The sequence below is a fragment of the Aureispira anguillae genome (assembly GCF_026000115.1).
Taxonomy (GTDB): Bacteria; Bacteroidota; Bacteroidia; order Chitinophagales; family Saprospiraceae; genus Aureispira; species Aureispira anguillae.
In genome coordinates, this window is record NZ_AP026867.1 from 6,781,972 (window position 1) to 6,801,762 (window position 19,791).

Below are 19,791 nucleotides of genomic sequence, written 5' to 3' on the forward strand. Positions count from 1 at the left end.
CTGGTAAAAATTCGAACTATTTACTTACCTTCATCGTCATTATTCAAAGTTTTATTTCACAAGGAATCTAACCCATTTAGTGGATAGATTCTATTTAACGCTCTAAATTTTAATCTATGAGACCGATCCAAATGGTAGACTTAAAAGCACAATATCAAGCTATTAAAGAGGATGTTAATGCTGCTATTTTAGATTGTATTGAATCTGGTGCCTTTATCAACGGTCCTTATGTTAAATCTTTTAAGGCTCATCTGGAAGAGTATCTTGCTGTTAATACGGTTGTCCCTTGTGCAAATGGAACAGATGCCTTACAAATTGCCCTAATGGGATTGGGGCTCAATCCTGGAGATGAGATAATTGTGCCAACATTTACCTACGTAGCAACTGCCGAGGTGATTGGATTACTCCAATTAACTCCTGTTATGGTGGATGTTGATCCCGATACTTTTAATGTCACAGCAGCTATCATTGAAGCGGCAATTAGTCCTAAAACAAAGGCAATTGTTCCTGTTCATTTATTTGGGCAAAGCGCCGATATGGAGCCTATCTTAGAATTGGCAAAAAAACACAAGCTCTATGTTATAGAAGATAATGCACAGGCAATTGGAGCCGATTATACCTTTTCTAATGGAACAGTCCAAAAGACAGGAACATTGGGAGATATTGGTTGTACTTCTTTTTACCCCTCCAAAAATTTAGGTGCTTATGGCGATGGTGGTGCTTTGTTTACACAAGATGAGACCTTGGGCAAGCACCTGCAAATGATAGCAAGTCATGGGCAAAATAAGCGTTATTATCATGAATGTATAGGCGTGAATTCTCGCTTAGATTCTATACAGGCTGCGATTTTGGATATTAAGTTGGCAAAATTGGATGCTTATGCAGCAGCAAGGCAAGAAGTCGCAGCGTATTATGATCAAACTTTAGGGAATATTGAGGGGCTACAAATTCCTGTTCGTCAGCACAATTCTACCCACGTTTTTCATCAATACACCTTAAAAGTGCCAGCCGATAAACGAGCTGAGTTAAAGACTTACTTACAAGAAAGGGGCATTCCATCTATGATTTATTACCCTGTTCCTCTCAATGAGCAGAATGCTTTTAAATCAATCACAAGATCAGCTACTCCTAGTTTTCCTGTTACAGAGCAGCTTTGTCAGACCGTTTTGTCATTGCCCATTCATACGGAAATGGAAGAAGAACAACTGGCACATATTAGCCAAGCTATACAGGCTTTTTTCTCTTAATTAGAAGCTAAGATGCTTTTATTAATTGGTAATAAAAGCTTGATTGGCTCAATAAAAATAGCTTAAAACTTAAGCGTAAAATATCTGTGTACAGGACAAATTTAGCTTGCTGACTCACGAGCAAAGCGAACTATAAGTGAAACGCTCATGAGGAACGAATACTTAAGCAATTGGAATTGAATAAAGTAAAGAGGTAATGGAATTATTTTTCAGATCTTAGATCAAGCTATACCGTTGATGTATTACATCAAGCCTGCTCGATCATTACATTCATACCTTTAGACCCTATTAAGCTGTTATAGGGTCTAAAAAAAAAGCGGTCTAGCATCTAAGATCGAAACATGGTTTTAATAGAAGTAAAGGACTGAATATCTTTAAGTTTTTGTTTTTATTAAGTTGATTAATAGTTGGTTGTGTTTTTGTCATTGCTCTGAATACCCTTAATGTGCTCAATATTTGCATTGATCCCTCTAATGGAATAAAATAGATTTGCAACGGTAAATAGTAGTGCTAAACACTATTAATTATTGGAGACCTTTTAATCTTGGTATAAGATCAATGAAAGGTCAATACAACGCTTTTAAAATTCAGAACAATGCAAAAACAGTTACTTTTATTCCTCTTACTTACTTTAAGTACTAGTTTGTTGGCACAAAATGGGGTGGCCATCAACACTGATAATTCTAATCCAGATGCTTCTGCTATCTTAGATGTAAAATCAACAGAGAAGGGATTGTTAATTCCTAGAATGACAACCGCAGAGCGAAATTTGATCGCCAGTCCTGCTACAGGGCTTCTAGTCTTTGACAATACAACGGCTTCTTTTTGGTATTATGATAGTATGATTTGGATTGAACTCGCTAATGCAGGCGATGGCTGGAAAGTAACTGGAAATACAGGAACCATTTCAGGAACTAATTTTGTCGGAACTATTGATTCACAAGCCTTGGATTTTCGAACACATAATACGATGCGAGTTCGAATTACAACCAAGGGACAAATAGAAGTACTCAATACAGGAAGTTCAGTATTTGTAGGAGAGGGCGCAGGTGCAAACGATGATTTATCAAATAATCGAAATGTGTTTGTTGGGCAAGAAGCGGGGCATTCTAATACAACAGGGGATCGAAATGTTGGTTTAGGTTATCAGGCACTTTACTCCCATAACACAGGAATCTACAATATGGCAGTTGGTTATCAAGCTCTATACGCCAATACAACAGGTAATGTTAATGCTGCAATAGGTGGTTTTGCTTTAAAAGATAACACTACAGGAGGAAATAACGTTGCTGTCGGGTTCAATACCCTTAGTTCTAATACAACGGGGTCCTCCAATCTTGCAATTGGTTCTTACAGCCTACAAACCAATACGACAGGGGCTAATAATGTTGCTATAGGAGTGTCGGCTCTGTCTAATAATACAACAGGTTCTTACAATATTGCTTTAGGGGAAACGGCCTTGGCTGGTAATACAGAAGGAACGGGGAATATAGCCTTGGGTGATTTTGCTTTGAGGTATAATACAACAGGTCTAAACAATATTGCCTTAGGTCGTCGTGCATTATTAAGGAATACAACAGGGGATAACAATGTAGCGCAAGGAGATTCTGCATTGCTCAACAATACCACAGGGTATAGCAATATAGCAATGGGGTATAAAAGCCTTCATGAGAATACAACTGGTTATGCCAATATTGCAACGGGCTACAGAACCATGTATGCGAATACCACAGGACGTGACAATATTGCTATGGGGAATCAAGTGCTTTATAACAATACCACGGGAGTCAACAATATTGCTATGGGGAATGAAGGGCTTTATAACAATATCTCAGGTTTTAATAATATAGCGATAGGAGCAATTGCATTGTATGAAAATACAACAGGGTATCGAAATATTGCTATCGGAACCGAGGCTTTATCTTTTAATACCACAGGGCGTGACAATATTGCAGTTGGTCCTGCTGCGCTCTACAAGAACACCACAGGTTATAATAATATTGGGGTTGGTTTTCAGGCATTAGCAGAAAATACCACAGGTAATTATAATACTGGTGTGGGCTACGAAGCGCTAATGAATAATACAACAGGGTATCGAAATGTAGCAATGGGTGCTTTTGTTTTGCACGATAATACAGAAGGTAATGAAAATATAGGAATGGGAACGTTTGCCTTAGACGAAAATACAACAGGAGATCGAAATATAGCGATTGGAAATTCTGCATTGAGTTCTAATACAACAGGTAGTAACAATACGGCAACAGGAAATTATGCATTGTTTCTGAATTTAACAGGGATCAACAATACGGCAACAGGAAGAAGTGCATTACAGAGCAACAGTACAGGTAATAGCAATGTGGCAGCAGGACATGTCTCCATGGCTAGTAACACAGAAGGTTCTTATAATACTGCAATGGGGTCTGGTACGCTTTATCGCAATACAGAAGGAGATCGAAATACCGCAATTGGCTCTGGTGCATTGTATGACAATACAACAGGGAATGAGAATGTTGCTGTTGGAAACTCTGCAATTGATCTAAATACGACAGGAAATTCCAATGTAGCAATGGGATATAGAGCACTATATTATAATACAACAGGTTCTTACAATACGGCTATTGGCCCAAGAGCTTTTCAATACGGTAGCAACCCTTATTCCAACTCTACAGCATTGGGCTACAACGCAGATATTTCAGGTTCTAATCAGGTTCATATTGGTAATAGTTCTATCACAGAAATTAAAGGACAGGTTAATTTTACAACGTATTCGGATGCTAGAATAAAAAACAATGTAAGGGAGAATGTGGTTGGACTAGATTTTATCAATCAATTGCGTCCTGTTACCTATAATTTTGATGTAGATAGACAAAATGAGTTAATTGGAATAGAAGACGATAGCGAGTATGAGGGAAAATACGATTTAGAAAAAATAACCTTTAGTGGATTCTTAGCACAGGAGGTAGAACAGGCTGCAAATGCTGTTGGCTATAACTTTAGTGGAGTAAAAGCGCCCAAACAAGGGGATGAACTATATGGAGTAAGTTATGCTGAATTTACAGTGCCATTGGTAAAAGCAGTACAGGAGTTGTCGCAAAGAAATCAACAGCAACAAACAAAAATAGAAGCCTTAGAGGCAGAATTGACAAGCTTAAAAAGCTTAAATGAGCGTTTGACAAGGCTTGAAGCTGCATTAAACAAAGCCACTAATTAATTAACGCTAAACGCTGGTCGTTTATACAAAGCGATACACTTATGAATAAATTCACGCTTTTAATTTGTTGTATGGCGAGTTGGTTTTATGGCACCGCCCAAGTTAATGTCCTGAATAATAATGCTACCATTCGTGTAAATAATGGGGTGCATTTTAGGGTCAATGGAGGATCAATTACCAACCAAAATAATGCAGAAATAACAAATGATGGTAATATTTATCTAGATCTAAATTTTAATCAAAATAACTTAGCTTCCTATACTGGAGGGGGAAGTTCTTGGCTCTGGTTTGAGGGAGGAACCAACCAGAATATAACTGGAGATGCTCCCTTAGCTATTGCTCGTTTGAGGGTAGATAATGCCAATCGTGTTATTTTGGCGAATAGAGTTAATGTTAGCCATCAAGTAGACTTTAGAAATAATACTAAAATAGAATTGGGCAATAACAATCTGGTCTTAGTGCCAGGGGCAAGTGTGACCAATTATGATGAGAACAATTATGTACTGACGAATGGTTTAGGAATGCTTCAGCAAGAGGCAGGAGCTACTGCGGTTGTATTTCCTGTAGGAGTAAGTACCTACAATCCTGCTACGGTTAATAATAGTGGAACAATCGATAATTTTAGCATTCGAGTGTTTGAACAGGTATTGAACCAAGGGACTACTGGTCTTGTAGAAACCTCGGCTGCTGTAAATCGGACATGGATGATTGAGGAAGAAACGACTGGTGGAGCTAATGTTGAATTGACGCTTCAATGGGAACAGACCGAAGAACTGATGGCTTTTAATCGTGCCAATAGTGGGATTGAGCACCATTTGGTAGGTCTGACTTGGGACAAGCCTTCGGTTTATACTCCTGCAACAAATCAGGGAGGGACTACTTGGACACAAACAAGAAGTGGTTTTACCAATTTTTCGCCTTTTGTGGTTCGTAGCCCTATCATTGACCTGCCTGTAGAATTATTGGATTTTAAGGCAAAAAGAATCACGGTAAATGAGGTAGAATTAGTATGGAATACTGCTTCAGAATTGAATAACCATGGTTTTGAAATTCAACGTATGTTAGCAGATGAAACAGCGTTTCAAAAAATAGCTTGGGTGGATGGAAATGGTACAACTTCTTCCAATACTCGTTATGCGTTCATAGATCAAAACTCCTATACTGGAGTAGCTTATTATCGACTCAAACAGATCGATTTTGATGGCAGTTTTGCTTACTCAGAAACTAGAGCGGTAAATGGATCTGATTTGGAGGCAAATAGTAGTGTTTTTCCAAATCCTACCAAAGGGATAGTATATATTAATTTGCCCATTAATACTCAGCCTGTTTTGATACAACTGTTGGACAGCAAAGGGGCTGCTATTGGACAAAAAATGGCTATGGTTCAAGAAGGTCAATTACTCCAATTGGATCAGTTAGAGTACTTAGCAGATGGAGTGTATTGGGTTAGAATAACAACAGAAACAGGAAAGACCTATAGTCATAAAATAATAAAGAAAGGGGACTAGCGATTTGGGAGGGCTCAAAAATCGTTAGATAGTTGTGTTGCTGCGTGTTTAGCATTGGGTTTTATACTCAATGCTATTTTTTTGTTATAAAAATAGTATTTTATAAGGGAACCTAAAACTCATTACTCCGTTGAAAACCCGAAGGCTCACGTAGTAAATGGTATTCGATTATTACATGAGTGCTACGCAGTTGATTATCAAAATGATGTGATGTTACTACTCTGAATGTTAGTTATTTGATAACCTAGCTTTGCTAGCTCATGTAATAATTAATCGAATATAAGATGTTTTTTTGCTTTTTTACAAAAAAAGCAAAAAATTAACGGGGTATTATAAAACGGTAATCGACCTATTAAAAAGGACTTACGAGTTCGTGGATTGTTAAACTAAACAAAAAGCTGTTATGAAAAATAGGAATCCCTTTGTATTATGTTTATTCGCTATTATTGTATGGACAGGTTGTCGAGAAGAAGCCAAAAATTGTCAACCTAGCCATGAACTGGATAGATCAAGAGGCAATTGTACCGTTACATTATCAACTTCTCCTTCTTATCATGAATCAACCAATGGTAATTGGAGAACCATCAATACCAATAGTATTCCTAACCATCAAGTAGGGGTATTTGGTAAGGTTTCTGGAGCAATTAACCCTCATGCTATTGCTGCTCAAAACGAAACCTATAGCATTACTACTAATCCAACCATAGCAACTTCAAAAACAATGCTTTTGAGCAATTATGGTCCTGCCTATTCTTTTGGAGTATTGATGAATGGGGTAGAGGTAGATCCTATTGCAGCTGAACCTTGGCCACATGAGGGCGTAATGGCTCCCAATGTCAATTGGACATGGAACCTCGAAGCCATGAATATTCAGATTGGCTTGGATTGTAATAATGCACATGTTCAACCGCAAGGAAAATATCATTATCATGGTTCTCCAACCTTATATTTGGCAGCGCTAAATATCAGTACATCTACGATGACATTAGTGGGCTGGGCGGCAGATGGTTTTCCTATCTATTATAAATATGGCTATTCTGATCCTCAGGATGCGACTTCAGCGGTCGTTGAATTGACTTCTAGTTATCAACTCAAAACAGGAGAGCGACCAGAAGATGGAACCAATGGTCCTTGTGGTACTTATAATGGCATCTATTCAAATGATTATGAATATAGCAATGGTTTAGGCTTGTTAGATGAGTGTAATGGTAGAACAGGAGTGACGCCTGAATTTCCTAATGGTACCTATTATTATGTGATAACAGACGATTTTCCATCTATACCAAGGTGTTTTGTAGGAACTCCTTCCAATGATTTTAAAATCTAAGATTATGAACAAATACATCCTAATTGGGGTAATGAGTATAATTAGCTATGCTAGTTGTGCTCATGCCCCTAATGAAGCTTTTTTTGAATTATTTGAATCAGAAGGAAAACTGTTGATCAAAGCAGAATTTCCATGGACGATTCGAAAGGTATTATTAGATGCTTTTCCTCAACTAAACAATGCCAAAAGTCAAGAAGAAATGGATCAAGGCTTTTTAGCTTATCTTCAACAACGCATTCACCTCTTAGATGAAAAAAATCAGTTGATCCAGATTCAAAAAATTCTAAAGGCCCCAAATCCTAATGGGCATGGACATGGAGTTGTCTATCTGTTGGTTTTAGAATCTTTTTCCACCATAAAGTCAATACAAAATACCTGCATGTTTGAAGCTTATCCCAATCAGCAAAATTTCCATACCTTGGAGGTCAACAATAAAAAAGTAATAAACTTTGTAACTTCCCATGATGCGCCCCTCTATTTTTTCCAATCAGGAACGAATTACCTACTTTGGATAGGAGGAATATTGGGAATTTTGCTAGTTGGTGGCTTGGTGCAACGTTATTTTAAATAACTTCATAGTTTAGATTCATTACTTACCTCTCTAAAATTACTTTTTTAGTTTTGGATTATTGGCATGTCGATCTTTATCTCTTATAGAGCGTTTGTCCATAATCTTTTGTAGCGCAGCACCTAAATCAACCTCTGCTTGATTGGCAAGACAAAGGAGTACAAAGAGTACATCTCCCATTTCTTCTGCTAAATCATCTTTGGCAGATGCTTCTTGAGCTGCTGTTTTGAAGGATTGTTCACCATAAATACGAGCCATTAAGCGAGCGACCTCTCCAACTTCTTCCATCAAAATAGCTGTATTGGTCAATTCTCCATAATAACGTATTCCAATTGTATTGATCCAGTGATCTACTTTTTGTTGTGCTTCTTTTAGTGTCATAACTATATTTTTAGTGGAGTGATTGATTTTGTTTGGTTTTAGGTAGAGGGGGCGAAATTGTTTTGGGGTCAGTCCTAGGTTGATAAGAGGGCGTATTACTAGGTTTGTGTTTTAAACTCAATTGGTAAAAATCTAAAATATGCATTAACAATGCAGATAAAATACCCAAAGCTATTGCCCTATAACGGGCAATGGTACCAATATTAGAAACTAAGAGGCCAACGAGAAAAAGATTGCTGATGGCATAAGCAATAATAAAATGAATCAAAACATTGGGTGGTTTGATGTGTTTCTTTTTCATGGATAGAGAGCACAAAATTAATCCTAAAAAAGATAAAATTTCTAAACTAGCTAACACTTGTAAAAAATCTTTGCATTCCCACAAAAAAGGCCTACCCAATACATTAATTAATGCCATTGGTATCATACTAATAACTCCCCATATAGTAGGAGCAAAAGGCTCTGCATTTTGTATCGAAGATCCTCCAATTTCTGCCAGAAATGCTGCTTGTTTGCTAGACAAAATCTCAAACAATTCAACACCAAAAATAGATTTGGTAAACAAAATTGCTAGACCAATAGAACAACTATAAACCACCAAATAGGTCAACCCAATACGACGGGTATAATTTAATGTGATTAAATAAGCAATGATTGCAGGCAATAACAAGGCTAATAAGTAATGACGAGAAAAACCAATAATCAACAGTGCTGTGCCTAATTTAAAGAATGTCTTTCGTGAAGGCGTAGGCTGTTGTAGTTCTAATAAACCAACTAAAAATAAACTCAACCCAAAATAAACATAGGCATCCTTGTGCAGTCCTGCTGTCCAAAAGCTCAGAGAAGGTAAGAAAAAACAGCATACAATCAGTACCCATTTGGGGAGCTCTAATATTTGACCAAATACCTTGTAAAAATTTAAACTGGCAAATAAACCAATCAAGGCTATAAAAAAGATGTGGAGTTCATAATGCCCAAGTGTAAAGGGATATAGAATGGCATGAACATGGACAAGCGTGTAAGTGCCTAGATCTTTCCAAAAGAAAACGGAACTAGGATAAATAAATACTGCTGTGTCGGGAATAGGAGGATTGCCTCCAAAAATAGAATTGATATAATAACTCGGATAAGATAAAAAGGTACTACCTATGCGAGTACTTTCTTGTAAGTAAATAAAGGTATCTCCACCTTGAAAGTAGGTATGATGGATTAGACCATAGATCAGCCCTACTATTATTTTTGAAATAAAAATAAAGAAAATGAACGTTCGTGGAAGACCTAAGATGTTGGGAGAATCTATTGATCTGAGCCACCAGCCAAAACCTGCAATGTAGAGAACAAGCAACAAATAAATCATGTTTATCATTTGGGATATTATAATACAACAATCATTTACTAATCACCAAAACGTAGTATTCTTTAGGGGTTCGTTTGGCAATTTTTTTTGTAAGATTTTGTATAAAATATAATGATGCTAAAGTGTTTTGATATAGCTTGTGTAAAATTTTGACTATAGGCTTATTATTGTAGTGAAGGAACCAATAAGGCAGCAAAATACAAAGTAATAAAAGCAATTACAAATAATTTACAAGAAATACTAAACCAATGGACGCTTTGATTGTTAACGCACCAAGCATTTGTTTTTATATGTTTTTCCAGGAATTTTTTCCTTTGAGCAAGGGGACAAAACGAAATGTTTTGAGGACTTCTTGCTTGTAATCTGTTGCGGTGGTGCGTGTAATTTTTAGCATTTTTTGATGATTAGAGTTTCCTACGGGAATGACCAATACACCTCCAATTTTTAATTGCTCTTTTAAGGCGGTTGGAATTTCAGTTGCACCAGCTGTAACCAATATTTTGTCAAAAGGAGCAAATTCACCTAAGCCTCGATACCCATCTCCAAAATAGCTTCGAATTCCTAATAGCCCGAGTAAGTCAAACATTTTTTTTGCTTTTTTTTGCAATTTTTCATGTCGTTCAATGGTATAAAGACGAGCACCCAATAAAGCTAAAATGGCAGACTGATAACCTGATCCAGTGCCAACCTCTAGTACTTTCTCTCGTTTTTGCACATTTAGTAACTCCGTTTGATAGGCAACGGTATAAGGCTGAGAGATCGTCTGTTCTTCATCGATCGGAAAAGCTTTGTCCTCATAAGCATGTTCTTCAAAAGCTTTGTCCAAAAAGAAATGCCTAGGAATGGCTTGTATTGCTCCCAATACTTTCTCATCTTGTATGCCTTTTTCATATAACTGCAAGGCAAGCCGTTTTCGCATTCCTTTATGTCTATTGCTGTCTTCCATTCGTTTGTTTTAAACCTGTTGTGTCACTAAAATACAAAATAACATAAATTTCATAGACGCTTAACCAACAAATGACTAGAATAGCTACCATTTTTTTGCTAATTTGCCAGTGAATTTTGTCTGTCTGTTGATGAAATGTTTGTATTGTGTTGATTGTTAGGTGGTTGATGTTGTTGTTGGGTAAGGCAATTAATCACTTATTAAATATAGAAAAAATTATACATTAAGAGAACAATGCAAATAGGGATCTTAGATAAAAAATAACATCTACTAATAGAGCAGATAGCATCAATAGGCTATCGTATTAAATAATAAGAACAGTTATTGCTTTGCCAAAGAAGGAATAATGTTAAAACAAAGAAAATAAGCACAGCAGTATTGTGCAGAAAAGTGATTTAAAAGTATGACAAAAATAAAATTTGGAACAGACGGTTGGAGAGCAATTATAGCTAAGGAATATACCGTTGATAATGTAAAGCGTATTGCTACTGCAACGGCTTTGTGGATTAAACAAAATGGTGGCGATAGCTTGGTATTGGGATACGATTGTCGTTTTGGGGGCTTAATGTTTGCTGAAACAACGGCTCAAATTATGGCGCATCATGGTATTAAAACTTATTTTGACAAAAATATCTCTACTACTCCTATGGTTTCTTTGGGGGTAGTGAAGAAAAAGACCAAAATGGGGGTCGTTATTACAGCCAGTCACAATCCTCCAACTTACAATGGGTACAAACTAAAGTCTGAACTAGGAGGACCTTCTATCCCTAAAGATATTGATGCCGTAGAGGCTTTAATTCCTACCGAAAATATTACGGATGAATTGCCTTCTTTAGCTCAAATGGAGCAGGACGGGTTGTTGGAGTATGTCAACCTAGAAGATATTTATATGGCAGAGGTGGAGTCAAAATTTGACTTAAAAACCATTCGTGAGTCAGGTGTGATTTGTGCTTATGATGCTATGTATGGTGCAGGGCAAAATGTCGTGCGCAGAATCTTGCCTAGTGCTGTGCCTTTGCATTGCGAAATGAATCCTAGTTTTAATGGACAAGCTCCAGAGCCTATCCACAAAAACTTGACGGAACTATCCAACTTGATCAAAAATAACGACCGAATTACTTGTGGTTTGGCCAATGATGGGGATGCTGACCGTATTGGTATGTACGATGAAGATGGCAACTTTGTTAGCTCACATCAAATTCTTCTCTTAATCGTTCACTATTTGCACAAATACAAAAATATGACAGGGAAGGTGGTTGTTTCTTTCTCTGTGACAGACAAAGTAAAAAAATTGTGTGAATTGTATGGTTTGGAATATCAAGTAGTCAAAATTGGCTTTAAGCATATTGCCGAAATTATGATTACAGAGGATGTTTTGGTTGGTGGAGAAGAATCGGGCGGTATTGCTGCTGCTGGACATATTCCTGAGCGAGATGGTGCTTGGATTGGTTTGCTAATCTTAGAATTTATGGCTAAAACAGGCAAGTCAATCAAAGAGTTGATGGAAGAAGTTTATGCCTTGGTAGGGCATTTTGCTTTTGATAGAGATGATTTGCACATTGCTAACGACAAAAAATGGGCAATCATTGATAAATGTAAAAACAATGAATATACACAGTTTGGCGATTATACCGTTCAACGTGTAGAAACAATTGATGGGTACAAATTCTACCTGTCGGAAGATAAATGGGTGATGATTCGCCCTTCAGGAACGGAGCCTGTCTTAAGAGTTTATGCACAGGGGCCTACAGCCGAGGAAGTGAGAAATATCCTAAGTGCAACACATGCTACGCTAGGATAGTGGATATATGAAATATTAAAATAGGGTAAAAAGCCATGGCGTAATAGTCATGGCTTTTTTTTGTTGAAGTTGTTAAAAAAGAGGGGGCTTATAAAAAATACAACCGCTTAAAATCAATGCTTTAGTTATTCAATTTTGGCGTTAATTTGATAATCATACAACAATTTTGTGTAAACATGCTCTTATAGGAAAGCCCTACATTTTGAATTAGGGCTGTTAAAAATTAAAACAACGTAACTAATTGTAAAATAGTACATTAAATAGAAGTTAAAAATGAATTTTTAATAAAAAATAGTTGAATTGTAAAAAAAATCTACGTAAGCTTGTTTTGTTCTACGGGCTTAATTTAAGTTGCTGGTTGTTAGTTTGTTGAGTTTGCCTTTCGATCTTTGGACTCTTTTAAGAGATCACCAAAACAATAAGGGGAATTTACAACAAGGTATGTCAAACCCAGCTTGTTGACTCACCTAAGAACGTACTCACAAAGTAATTTCATTTTAAAACTCAAAAATAGATTCTAATGAAAAATCTAACTTTGTTAAGTTTTCTAATTCTTTTGACAACTGCATGTCAGGAAGCAATGGACAAGGCATCGTGTCAAAATGAAGACTGTGGCTCAAAACCTTATTTTAAGACTACTTTAAGTATAAACTGGAATCAAAATGATTTTAGTTTTGATGGTAAACTATTTGATAATACTCTAAATAATGGTGAAGTGCCGTACGATATGGCAATATCTCGACTTGAGGAACAAAAATATTTGGCCATACAACAAAGTATAGCATTAGATATTAGTGAAAAAGTTCAGAATCCCGTATATACTATTTTGTATTATGATATTGATCTAAACAAAGAGCAAAGAACGATAAGAAAAGAAAATGTAAAAGCAATATCTATTTATTCGTATTCCAATTCAGATAATAACTTCACTCATACTCTTTATAAAATAGCAACGGATGAAAAGAATTATTTTCCAGAAAAAAAAGAAGTAATTAGAGCTGTCAATTATAATGATGTAGGAAGGCTTATTTGCCAAGATATTTTTCCTGAAAAGAAACATAGAGGTTATATCGTTCTACAGAATTTAACAAAGGGAAAAGAGATTTATAATTTAAGAAATCGAATGGGGAGTAGCTTGGTTCCTCCTCCTTCTATAGAAGTCTCTAAAAGCGATTTTAGAGATAAGCCAGGAGGCTCAGACCCTATTTGCGACGGCTTTTGTAACTCACTCACTAAAGCTACCTGCGAAGATGATGGGATTAGCTATTATTGTGCTTCAACTACTTGTTTTATTGACGATATTTTTAGTTCTATCCCATCAGTCGCTAGTAAATTTGATGTTGATTTATATTACAAGGTAAAGAATGCTGTTCTAGTGGGAACCGCAAAGGGAGAAAAGTATATTAAAGATTATTATTATCTTAGTAGAGTTCTGTATTTCTCAGACATTACCCCTATTCTGACTAATCTAACAAGTGCTTTACCAACTATTAATCAAGCTCTTGCTTATATATTAATCCCCTCTGAACATGGAACAATGCAGGCTATAAGTAGTGCTCTTAAAGCAGATTTGTTAGCAATCTGTCATGATTTGAAGCAGTTAGCTGTTCCTAAAATAGAAGAAGAAGCGTATATTAATACTATCAACAGTTTTGAGAATGACTTGAATATTATTTATAATAAGCAGATGACTATTCAGGAACTAATTAACAGTATTGGTTATTAGATCACCCAACGGCTCACGATTAGGTAGTAGTAGTGCAGCGAAGTGATTTTTGTTTAGTTGCTTATGTTCCATTCACTATTACAAGAGGTAATCTTTTTTAGTATTTGTTGTTGATCTACAATAATTACTTTTTACCTATACTTTTTAAATTTACTTATTTATTGAATTTAAAACAATGTAACTAATTGTAAAATAGTTTATTAAATAGAGTTTAAAAATGAATCTTTAATAGAAAATATTTGAATTGTGAAAATTTATACCTAACCTTGTATTACCCCACGAAGCTAGAGTAAAAGGTTGATAGTCTTTTTTTTATGCCAATCGCTAAAAGCATTACTCCGCTAGAAAATCGTATCAATTTGATAATCAGTAAAATAGGCTTTTATTGACCAAAGTGTTAAGAGGTTGATTATCAAGTTAATATAAGATGTTTTTTTATGTTTTTTGTTAACTGTTCTCATGAGCATAGCGAACTAAAAAACTAAAAAATCAGCGGAGTATTATAAAAGAGAACACGATTTGTTTACAATAAAACCTAGCTTTTATGAAACACCCACAAATGTTAATAATAGGGCTCTGCCTATTATTCCACAACGGTTTTGGACAATTCCAAATCTCCCCCGATTCTTCATTTTATCAATTCTTAGACTCTTTTTATGTGCATTACCAAGCCGATAGCGCAGAAGGTGGCATTTACAACCAAGTACGGCGAGACAAGATGACTTGGGGACCTCGCCTAGCGCCCACTGGCAATATGAGTAGGGCGAATAAGGCAATGCTAGATTATACCAGACTTTACAGCGGTATTTACAACAACAGCAACAATTTGCCACCAGTAGGAACAACTCCTATTGTCATTCCTCCTGTTCATCCATTGGCATCGGATTGGGATGAATTGGGACCGAATCAAACCATTCATTTAGGAGGTGATGGACGGGGAATGGGACAAATTCATCGACTGGCCTTTCACCCGAATTACGATTCTGTCAACAACCAAACGATTTATGCAGGTTCCCATTATGGCGGTTTGTATCGGACGGATGATGGCGGTTTAAATTGGTACAATTATCATACAGATAGAGGGCTGCCCATGACTTCTATTGGTGGCATAGCGGTATCGAGCAGTCGAGTATTTGTCTGTACAGGAAACGGCGATCATGGTTATTCGTCTTTTGGTTTGCAAGCCAATTATGATCCACTTAGAGGCGTGCTTAACAATGCAGATCCCATTCATACCCAAGGCGTATATTTTAATCATACCGCTAATGACCATTGGGTATCGATGAATGGCAGTGCAGTGGTGATGATTGATGGAACGGTAAAGTCGGATTTATTGGAAGTTTTTGAATCAGGGGGGCACCATGCGGAATATTATTGTGCATCCGACCAATGACCAAATTCTTTTGATTGCCACCAGTCAAGGAATCTTTAGAACGCAGAATAGAGGATTTTCTTGGGAGCAAGTTTTAGTAGGACCAGCAGCAACAGGAGGTGGTTTTGTCTTGGATACAGAATGGCGAGGGTTGGAATTTCATCCTACGAATCCCGATATTGTTTATGCCAGCGGACGAAATATTTATGAGTCCGTAGATGGTGGGCAAACTTGGACTGCTTTAACGGGAACAGGAGCCAGTTTGGATTTTTTTGAATACCAGTTTTCCCCTTATTTTGCCTGAGCGGATAAACGTGGCTACCACGCCTGCTGCTCCTCATTTGCTTTATGTTTATTTGATAAGGCATCAAGCCATGAGCCTACTGGTTTATAGTCGAAACACTGGGAATTGGCAACATTTAGAAACGAGGACAGGATTATATGAAACAGGGCTTTGCAAACCTGCTTGGGCAGGAATATCCGTATCTCCTGTTGATTCCAATCACGTTTGTTATGGATGTACGGTTGTAAGAGGAAGTTATGCTGCTTTTTCTGGAGCTTTTAGTAGCTGGTCGCCCTACGCCAATGGGGCATTTCATGCAGATGTACACAGTCTTGCCTTTAGTCCTAATAATGGCAGTGAAATTTTTGCAGGAACCCATGGAGGCGTGAGTAAATTACCATTAGGGGGCAGTACCTCTGATTGGGTTTCTTTGTACGATGGGCTAGGAGTAGCTACAATATGGTCTTTTGACGACTGGGAAGGCAATGATAGTTTAATTGCTTTAGCGCAACAAGATGTAGGGACGAATATCACCATAGATAATGGAACTAGTTGGGGGCAAATGGCGGGTGAAGACGGCTATGGAACTCGAATTGATGACCAAAGTGGAGATCTTTTTTTTCGCCAAAATGATGGAACAAGTTTTCATCGTTTAGTAATGTCCCCTTTGTCTTATAGTCCTAATAATACTCCCGATGGTCAATGGCTGCCATCGGACGTTCCAAGCACCTTTCCGATGTTAAATCATCCTAAAAATGATTCTTTGTATTTTGGGTTTACCGAGCTTTATTTGCGGAATGCCCATACCAGAATAGATTCTTTAGTTGCCATAGATACTTTTCCTGCTACAGATAGCTTACCCAATGGTTTGAGTTCTAATGCGACCAATTGTGATGCGATAGGAGCAAGCCCTGGTGTAAATCAAATTTACCAATGGGTTCAGCCAGTAGGTTCAGGGGGCTTATCTGCCCCAGGCTTTTGCGTGGTTCGGACTTACCAGACCATTTTAGATAAATGGGGGCTGAAATCCAACCTAAAAAGATATCAAGCAGCAGATGACAATCGTAGAATCTTAGAAATCGGCTTCTCTGAAGACGAAAACAGTGATTATACCTATTTGGTGACCCTAGGAGATAACTCTGTAAATCGGCGTTCGGACTTTTATTTTAACAATGGTTTGGGCTGTGATACCTGCTTTGTCTTAAAAAATGCAGGGCTACCCATTGATACCACAGCAGCAGGAAGTGATCCCAACCCCATTACGGGAATAGCCGTAGATCCCTTAGATGGAAAGCGTTTGTGGTTGAGCTTTTCGGGCTATAGCAAGGACATAAAAGTATACTATTCCAGCGACTCAGGGAGTACATGGACGAGCTATGACGATGCCAACAATGCCTTGGCTAATTTAAATGTTCCCATTAACAACATTGTCTACCAAAGAGGCACCAAAGACCGTTTGTATATTGCAACGGATGTTGGGGTTTATGTACGGGAAGATGGGGGCGATTGGTTGCGTTATGGGGAGAATTTTCCCAATGTACGAACAACGGAATTAAAGATCAATTACTGCCTCGGCAAGCTCAGAGCGGCAACCTTTGGGCGTGGCGTATGGGAGTCGGACTTGTTGCCTGCCGAAACGGATATTAGTTATCGCAGTTTCCGCACGATTTCGGGTACTGAAATCTGGTCAACGGACAAAAATATGAGTCGGGACATAAAAGTAAAAACAGGGGCAACGCTAATCTTGGACAGCATCACCTTAAATATGCCCAAAGAGGGGCTTATTGTGGTCGAAACAGGAGGGATTTTGATGGTCAATGGCAGTATCATTACCAACCTTTGCGGACAAACTTGGCAGGGCATTCAAGTTTGGGGAAACTCTGCAATGCCTCAACTGCCGAGCCATCAGGGGATGATCGGGCTCAATGGTTCTAGAATAGAATACGCCAAAAATGCGATTAGCCCTTGGCAAGTGGGGCATTATCCTGATATAATAGCGGGGACAGGTGGAACAGGTGGGCTAATTCGAGCAATGGACAGTGAATTTGTCAACAATTGGCGTTCTATAGATTTTATGCAGTATCGCTCTACGACAGCCGAACAGAGTAGTTTATTAAATTGCACCTTTACGGTTAATGATGCCTATCGCCCCTTTAATCAAGACAGCATTCCCTTCTTTTTGGGGCATATCTCGATGTGGGGAATCGGCGGCACAGAGATCAAAGGCTGTAGCTTCAAGGATGAGCGAAGCAATAAGGTAGGCGATGCGGCTAGAGGGGGGAGTTTTGGGCTACTCAGCTTGGGGGGCAGCCCGCAGTTGAGAAAGTGGGTGTACTTGGATAAACGCAATCGTTTTGAGGGCTTGGAGCGAGGGCTAGACTTGACGGGTCCCAGTCTTAGCCCTTTAACCGCTACCGTAGACGAGTGTAATTTTATAGACAATGAGCAGGCCTTGACCATACGGGCGCAGAATCATGCCGTGATTATTAGGGATAGTTTTGTGATTGGGGGCTTTGCTGCTGCTTCGCCCAACCACTATGTAGTAGAGGAATATGGCTTGGGTTTGATTGCCAATACAGCCTTTGTTGTGGAGCAAAATGTCTTTCAAGCTTCCAGTACTGACCAGACGCTCGGTTCTTGGGTGGAGGATGCTGGTACTGGTGGCAACCAAATTAGAAATAATCAATATTATAATTTAACAGGAGGCAATCTAGCGCATGGAGAGAATGCAGGAATAGGGCCTTTTGCAAGTGGCTTACAATATCTTTGCAATCAAAATAGTAGCAATGCTTATGATTTTACGGTTTTACCCAATATTATGACCAATGCGGCTCCTGCTAGTATTAGTGCAAGGCAGGGACGACCAAGCCAAGCCAGTAGAAATACCCTATCAACGCCCATACAAAGTTTACCCGCTCAGGCGCAATTTTATAATTATAGTTATAATCCAGCGTTGGGGCAGTTAAATGCTCCGATTGCTTATTATTATACAAGTGATCCTCAGGTTAGTTCTGCTGAATCTCCCGATCCAACTTTATTGTTTAATGTGAATTCTTTTGATATACCTAATGTAGGAGCTCAAAATTTCTGTGCCGATCATTATACAGGAGTAGGTGTTTATAAAATATCCAATGCAGAGGGAATTCCCCTAAGCCTAGCAACGCTCAAAGCCAATTATTACCAGACCCAAGCAGCTTATAATCTATTGGAAGAAAACTATTCTAATTTAGACCCCACAGATAGCAGTTTGGTCTTAGAACAAGGAGGAGAATTGGCAGGAGCCAATCGAGAAGTTTTCTTTTGGGCAAATGAAGTTATTAGAGCCTATTCCAACGATAGTTTACCCCATGAAGATAGTATAGCGGTTTGGATTCAGAAAAAAACAGGTTTAGAGGCGGTCTATGAATTGGTAGAGCATTATTGGAGGATAGGACAGTACAATACAGCCTTGGAATGGATCGATTCAATTCCTGCTCAATATAGCTTAGAGGAACGTGCTTTAAACAATCAGGACGATTATAAACGTTTAAAACAACTATTATATACGGCATACCAAGCAGGGAGAACAGAAGCTAACTTAGAAAAAGCGGAAGTGGAGGTTTTAGAAGAAATTGCTGCTACTAAATGGGGTTTTGCAGCGGTACAGGCAGGCAATATCTTAAACTTTTTTTATCGGAAGGGGATTCTTTATTATCCAACCTTGCCCGATAGGAGTCCAATAGAAGGGCGTTATATTCCTGCTACTAATAGTAAGCCTAGCTTTGCGAGTGAGGAAGCCATTTTAGAGGGAAGCCCTAATCCTGCAATTAATTGGGTAGATCTATCGTATCAATTACCTAAGGGGGCGAAAGAGGGGCGGTTAGTTGTACGGGCAAGTTCAGGAAAAACGGTAGCAGAAGTTATTCTTGCTAACAATCGGAACAATCTTACGTTAAATACAAAAGACTGGCCAGGGGGTATTTATTTTGCCATATTGGTCTCAGAAAAAGGGAGCTCTAAGGTATGTAAACTGATTATTCAAAAATAATAATTCACTGAACTTCCCCTTATTTTATGATAGGGGG

13 protein-coding genes are annotated in these 19,791 nt (G+C 38.0%); 10 read left to right on the forward strand and 3 right to left on the reverse strand.

All coding sequences use genetic code 11. From position 1 onward, the window contains the following. The first annotated feature begins 116 nt into the window (after positions 1–116). The 5 genes from AsAng_RS26385 to AsAng_RS26405 all read left to right on the forward strand — a co-directional run bounded on the left by AsAng_RS26385 (position 117) and on the right by AsAng_RS26405 (position 7,864). The gene (locus tag AsAng_RS26385; RefSeq protein WP_264790138.1) at positions 117–1,247 is read left to right on the forward strand and encodes a DegT/DnrJ/EryC1/StrS family aminotransferase; all 1,131 of its coding nucleotides are present in this window, start codon (positions 117–119) and stop codon (positions 1,245–1,247) included. A 595-nt stretch (positions 1,248–1,842) separates the two neighbouring features. Next, a complete protein-coding gene (locus tag AsAng_RS26390; RefSeq protein WP_264790139.1) occupies positions 1,843–4,458 on the forward strand; it encodes a tail fiber domain-containing protein in 2,616 nt (871 codons plus the stop codon). A 41-nt stretch (positions 4,459–4,499) separates the two neighbouring features. After that, on the forward strand, positions 4,500–5,966 hold the full coding sequence (locus AsAng_RS26395) for a T9SS type A sorting domain-containing protein (RefSeq protein ID WP_264790140.1): 1,467 nt from the start codon (positions 4,500–4,502) through the stop codon (positions 5,964–5,966). Between the two features lie 403 nt (positions 5,967–6,369). Continuing rightward, complete coding sequence (locus tag AsAng_RS26400; RefSeq protein WP_264790141.1) at positions 6,370–7,293, forward strand: YHYH protein; 924 nt, start codon at positions 6,370–6,372, stop codon at positions 7,291–7,293. Between the two features lie 4 nt (positions 7,294–7,297). Further along, positions 7,298–7,864 (forward strand): DUF6702 family protein, encoded by a 567-nt coding sequence (locus AsAng_RS26405; RefSeq protein WP_264790142.1) that lies wholly within the window; start codon positions 7,298–7,300, stop codon positions 7,862–7,864. A 36-nt stretch (positions 7,865–7,900) separates the two neighbouring features. Here AsAng_RS26405 and AsAng_RS26410 read toward each other — a convergent pair whose 3' ends face one another. From AsAng_RS26410 to AsAng_RS26420, 3 genes are all read right to left on the reverse strand, one after another. Next, entirely contained in the window at positions 7,901–8,242 is a 342-nt protein-coding gene (locus AsAng_RS26410) for a nucleotide pyrophosphohydrolase (protein ID WP_264790143.1), read from the reverse strand. 10 nt (positions 8,243–8,252) lie between these two features. Next, positions 8,253–9,608 carry a hypothetical protein gene (locus AsAng_RS26415; protein WP_264790144.1) on the reverse strand — a complete coding sequence of 452 codons (1,356 nt, stop codon included), beginning with the start codon at positions 9,606–9,608 and terminating at the stop codon, positions 8,253–8,255. A gap of 277 nt (positions 9,609–9,885) precedes the next feature. Then, positions 9,886–10,545: a protein-L-isoaspartate(D-aspartate) O-methyltransferase gene (locus AsAng_RS26420; RefSeq protein ID WP_264790145.1), complete on the reverse strand. Its 660-nt coding sequence runs from the start codon at positions 10,543–10,545 to the stop codon at positions 9,886–9,888. Between the two features lie 403 nt (positions 10,546–10,948). Between AsAng_RS26420 and AsAng_RS26425 the strand changes: the two genes are divergently transcribed. The 5 genes from AsAng_RS26425 (at position 10,949) to AsAng_RS26445 (ending at position 19,754) form a co-directional block, all read left to right on the forward strand. Continuing rightward, a complete protein-coding gene (locus AsAng_RS26425; protein WP_264790146.1) occupies positions 10,949–12,346 on the forward strand; it encodes a phosphohexomutase domain-containing protein in 1,398 nt (465 codons plus the stop codon). Between the two features lie 520 nt (positions 12,347–12,866). Then, positions 12,867–14,072, forward strand: coding sequence for a hypothetical protein (locus AsAng_RS26430; RefSeq protein ID WP_264790147.1), 1,206 nt, complete (start codon positions 12,867–12,869; stop codon positions 14,070–14,072). Between the two features lie 544 nt (positions 14,073–14,616). Next, positions 14,617–15,465, forward strand: coding sequence for a beta propeller repeat protein (locus AsAng_RS26435; RefSeq protein ID WP_264789606.1), 849 nt, complete (start codon positions 14,617–14,619; stop codon positions 15,463–15,465). Then, on the forward strand, positions 15,434–15,748 hold the full coding sequence (locus AsAng_RS26440) for a WD40/YVTN/BNR-like repeat-containing protein (RefSeq protein WP_264789605.1): 315 nt from the start codon (positions 15,434–15,436) through the stop codon (positions 15,746–15,748). The genes AsAng_RS26435 and AsAng_RS26440 overlap by 32 nt, the downstream gene beginning before the upstream one ends. A 10-nt stretch (positions 15,749–15,758) precedes the next feature. Further along, on the forward strand, positions 15,759–19,754 hold the full coding sequence (locus AsAng_RS26445; RefSeq protein ID WP_264790148.1) for a T9SS type A sorting domain-containing protein: 3,996 nt from the start codon (positions 15,759–15,761) through the stop codon (positions 19,752–19,754). The last annotated feature ends 37 nt before the right edge of the window (positions 19,755–19,791 follow it).

Bases quoted from the DNA above. Each gene is read 5' to 3' on its own strand.
- AsAng_RS26440 (WP_264789605.1), top strand. From the start codon at position 15,434: ATGCGGAATATTATTGTGCATCCGACCAATGACCAAATTCTTTTGATT.
- AsAng_RS26415 (WP_264790144.1), bottom strand. From the start codon at position 9,608: ATGATAAACATGATTTATTTGTTGCTTGTTCTCTACATTGCAGGTTTT.
- AsAng_RS26420 (WP_264790145.1), bottom strand. From the start codon at position 10,545: ATGGAAGACAGCAATAGACATAAAGGAATGCGAAAACGGCTTGCCTTG.
- AsAng_RS26410 (WP_264790143.1), bottom strand. From the start codon at position 8,242: ATGACACTAAAAGAAGCACAACAAAAAGTAGATCACTGGATCAATACA.
- AsAng_RS26430 (WP_264790147.1), top strand. From the start codon at position 12,867: ATGAAAAATCTAACTTTGTTAAGTTTTCTAATTCTTTTGACAACTGCA.
- AsAng_RS26435 (WP_264789606.1), top strand. From the start codon at position 14,617: ATGAAACACCCACAAATGTTAATAATAGGGCTCTGCCTATTATTCCAC.
- AsAng_RS26390 (WP_264790139.1), top strand. From the start codon at position 1,843: ATGCAAAAACAGTTACTTTTATTCCTCTTACTTACTTTAAGTACTAGT.
- AsAng_RS26395 (WP_264790140.1), top strand. From the start codon at position 4,500: ATGAATAAATTCACGCTTTTAATTTGTTGTATGGCGAGTTGGTTTTAT.
- AsAng_RS26405 (WP_264790142.1), top strand. From the start codon at position 7,298: ATGAACAAATACATCCTAATTGGGGTAATGAGTATAATTAGCTATGCT.
- AsAng_RS26385 (WP_264790138.1), top strand. From the start codon at position 117: ATGAGACCGATCCAAATGGTAGACTTAAAAGCACAATATCAAGCTATT.
- AsAng_RS26400 (WP_264790141.1), top strand. From the start codon at position 6,370: ATGAAAAATAGGAATCCCTTTGTATTATGTTTATTCGCTATTATTGTA.
- AsAng_RS26425 (WP_264790146.1), top strand. From the start codon at position 10,949: ATGACAAAAATAAAATTTGGAACAGACGGTTGGAGAGCAATTATAGCT.